The organism is Ursidibacter arcticus (genome assembly GCF_009761375.1).
GTDB lineage: Bacteria > Pseudomonadota > Gammaproteobacteria > Enterobacterales > Pasteurellaceae > Ursidibacter > Ursidibacter arcticus.
The window spans coordinates 1-3475 of record NZ_LEKM01000204.1; the positions used below are offsets into that span (position 1 = coordinate 1).

Annotated in this window: 3 protein-coding genes; all 3 read right to left on the bottom strand. The window is 39.2% G+C overall.

The features are described from left to right. Nucleotides 1-226 precede the first annotated feature (226 nt). The 3 genes from pfkA to A1D25_RS09390 all read right to left on the bottom strand — a co-directional run bounded on the left by pfkA (nt 227) and on the right by A1D25_RS09390 (nt 3192). Nucleotides 227-1192, bottom strand: coding sequence for a 6-phosphofructokinase (gene pfkA, locus A1D25_RS09380; protein WP_420825116.1), 966 nt, complete (start codon nt 1190-1192; stop codon nt 227-229). A gap of 129 nt (nt 1193-1321) precedes the next feature. After that, on the bottom strand, nt 1322-2515 hold the full coding sequence (locus A1D25_RS09385; protein ID WP_157395413.1) for an aminotransferase class V-fold PLP-dependent enzyme: 1194 nt from the start codon (nt 2513-2515) through the stop codon (nt 1322-1324). Beyond that, nucleotides 2512-3192, bottom strand: coding sequence for a thermonuclease family protein (locus tag A1D25_RS09390; protein WP_157395414.1), 681 nt, complete (start codon nt 3190-3192; stop codon nt 2512-2514). The genes A1D25_RS09385 and A1D25_RS09390 overlap by 4 nt, the downstream gene beginning before the upstream one ends. Nucleotides 3193-3475 lie beyond the last annotated feature (283 nt).

A 3475-nucleotide genomic window follows, 5' to 3' on the forward strand; every position in this document is an offset into this window, starting at 1 on the left:
ATCAAGGGGAAATTTAATTTCCCCTCAGACTGATGACAAACCCCAATTTGTTGTATCCAATTAACGGACGCCAGCGTGGCGTCCCTACATAACAAAATAAAATCTGTTATTTTTCAATTAGTTATAACTTCCCTTGTAGGGACGCCACGCTGGCGTCCGAATGAAAAAAGACTTTGTCAATAATCTGAACGCAGGAAATTTCCTGCGTTTTTGCTACTTGAGATACTTAGAATAACTTTCTTGATGTTTCAAATAGCTCTTCTTTAAATGGACGACGCATATTGGTAATTGCATCAATAATGTCGTGGTGAACGAGTTTTTCGTTTTGAATACCTACACAACGTCCGCCGTAACCTTGGAGTAATAACTCAACGGCATATACGCCCATACGAGATGCTAAGATGCGGTCGAAAGCACAAGGGGCACCACCACGTTGAATATGTCCTAATACGGTTGCACGAGTTTCGTGTCCGAAACGTTCTTCAATTTCTCTTGCAAGCTCGTGAACATTGGTCATCATTTCTGTAATTGCAATAATGGCGTGGCGTTTTCCTTTTGCGAAACCTTGACCGATATTACGCATTAGTGATTCTTTATCTAAGCCTTTTTCTGGTACGATGATATATTCACAACCACCTGCTAAAGCGGCATTGATAGTTAAGTCACCACAGTGGCGTCCCATAATTTCAACAATGGAGATACGTTGGTGAGACGTTGATGTATCACGCAAGCGGTCAATTGCTTCTAGGGCAGTCTCTAATGCTGTTTGGAAACCGATTGTATAATCTGTTCCTACAATATCATTATCAATTGTACCAGGTAAACCGATACAAGCGATGCCATATTCTTCAGTGAGTAATTTTGCACCCATATATGAACCGTCACCGCCGATTACAACAAGAGCATCAATTTCGTATTTCTTTAAGGTTTCTACTGCTTTTTTACGCACTTCAGGATCTCTAAATTGTGGGAAACGTGCAGAACCTAAGAATGTTCCTCCACGATTAATCACTTCAGATACAGAGCGGCGTTCTAGTTGGATCACTTTATCGTGATATAAACCATAATAACCATCTTGAATACCATATACTTCTAAGCCTTCGCTTAATGCAGCACGCACTACACCACGAATAGCGGCATTCATACCTGGTGCATCACCACCACTTGTTAAAACTGCAATTTTTTTAATCATAAAAATCACCTTATCAATAAAATAATTAAACTTATAAAATAAATCAAAACTGTTGTGAAGATTACCTTATTCCGCTTTTCCGTTCTAGCAGAAATTCATAAAATCTACAATTTTTTGATCTGATTAACCCTAATCTTGCAAAATAGCTAACGTAGTATCCAGGGCATTAAAAAATTGGTTAAGATCATCGGGTACATTGTAATGAGCAAGGGATAAGCGTAAAGTTCCTGTTTGTGATAAATAACGTAAATAAGGCTTGGCACAATGCTCGCCACTGCGTAATGCTATTTTTTGCTCGGCTAAAATCGTTGCGAGATCTGCGTGGTGCTGATTGCTGAAAGTAAAACTCATCGTTGGATTAATTGCATTGCCTAGAATTTGTATATTAGGGTAGCTCTCTAAGCGTTCACGCATTTGAGTGGCTAGATGATATAAACCTTGGTTAAGCTGTTGAAAATCCCATCTTTCTAACCATTCAAGCACTTTTCCAAAGCCGATAATACCTGCAATATTTGGTGTCCCTGCTTCTAAACGATAAGGTAATTCGGCTAAAGTGAGCTGTTGCTCTGTCACATTTTGGAGCATTTTTCCACCAAAAATAAGCGGTTGGATTTGAGCTAAACTTTGCAATTTTCCCATCAGTACGCCTACACCAGTTGGACCATACATTTTGTGGGCGGAGAAAGCGTAAAAATCAGCATCTAATTTTTGTACATCAACCTGTTCAGAGCAGACTGCTTGGGCAATATCAAGAATAACTTTGGCTTCTGTATATTGACGGATAATCGGAATGAGATCTTCAACAGGCTGGCGGATACCCGTTACATTTGAAACTAAATTGAGTGCGACAATTTTAGTTCGTTTGGAAAGGGCATTTTGTAAAGCGGTTGGTTCTAGCTGATAATTTTCATTTAGCGGTAATACCACTAATTTTGCCTGTTTACGTTCCGCTAATTGTTGCCAAGGCACAAAATTAGCGTGATGTTCTGCAACGGTAATAATGATTTCATCATCGGTTTGAATTTGTTCAGAAAGTCCGTTAGCAATAATGTTAATGGCGTGAGTTGTGCCACTTGTCCAAATCACAGCATCTCGGGTAGCTACATTAAAACGTTTTGCGACTAAATCTCTAGCTTTTTCATAGGCTTGCGTTTGAGCTAAATCATATTGGCTACGGTGAACAGATCCTGCTGATTGGTAAAATTGACAAGTTTCATCAATCAATATCTGTGGTTTTAAGGTTGTGGCGGCAGAGTCTAAATAAGTCCAATCATTGCTTGGATTAAAATAGGGAAATTGTTCTCGAAATTGTGTATTTATCATCGTTGTTGTGCCTTACGGTAGAGTCGATTACAAGGGATACCATCTTTGTTGCTATCTCGCTCTTTCCAACCACATTGTTGAAAATGTTGTTGAACTTGAGTGTAGCTAAAACCACGCCTCTCCATCTCTTTGCAGCTTAATTGTTTACTACAATCGACTATCCCAAGCGGTAAGTTGTTAGGGATCTTTTGCAAATTTTGTGCGGTATCTGACCGCTTACTTGCTCGCCAATCTGCTGGATCGATAGGATTAGGATCTCGCCATAAGCCTATTTTATTTGCTTGAGCCTGTTGTTGAGCTTGTTGGTAAATAGGTTGTGTTTGACGGTATGCCCACGCCATTCCCATTTCAACTAACGCAAGATTGATATTTCTTTTATCATCATAAACTACCCCTAATGAGCGTTGGTATTTATCATAGCCCGAAATATGGATAGTTACGTTCTTCTTAAATGTTAAATTAGCCAGTGCTTGTTTGGCTCGATTGCCGAATGCTTGGGCAGACTCTGGAGCATCAATATGTTGCAGGCGAATTTTAATTGGTGTTCTCTCAAGTAAGCAGGTTAATGTGTCGCCATCGCTAATTCCTACAACTTTACACTGAATTTGGCGTTCAGCAGAAAAAGCAATTGGCGTGAAAATGAGTAAACTAAATAGAACGAGGAAGTATTTTTTCATTCACTTATCGGGGATAAAAATTAGTAAGGTGGGCTTTAGCCCACCATTTCGTAACTTATGAATTGTAAATATGGTGGGCTAAAGCCCACCCTACAAATTTTATATTATTTTAACGTGTCAGTAGTTTGACACAAAATATTGTGTCAGACTGATGACAAACCCCAATTTGTTGTATCCAATTAACGGACGCCACGCTGGCGTCCGAATGAAAAAAGACTTTGTCAATAATCTGATAATTAAACAGAATCACCTGTTTGATAAGTTTAGATAGTATCGGAAAGCG

What these genes read in the sequence shown, in the direction of transcription:
- pfkA (WP_420825116.1), bottom strand. Translation starts at nt 1,192, where the DNA reads ATGATTAAAAAAATTGCAGTTTTAACAAGTGGTGGTGATGCACCAGGT.
- A1D25_RS09385 (WP_157395413.1), bottom strand. Translation starts at nt 2,515, where the DNA reads ATGATAAATACACAATTTCGAGAACAATTTCCCTATTTTAATCCAAGC.
- A1D25_RS09390 (WP_157395414.1), bottom strand. Translation starts at nt 3,192, where the DNA reads ATGAAAAAATACTTCCTCGTTCTATTTAGTTTACTCATTTTCACGCCA.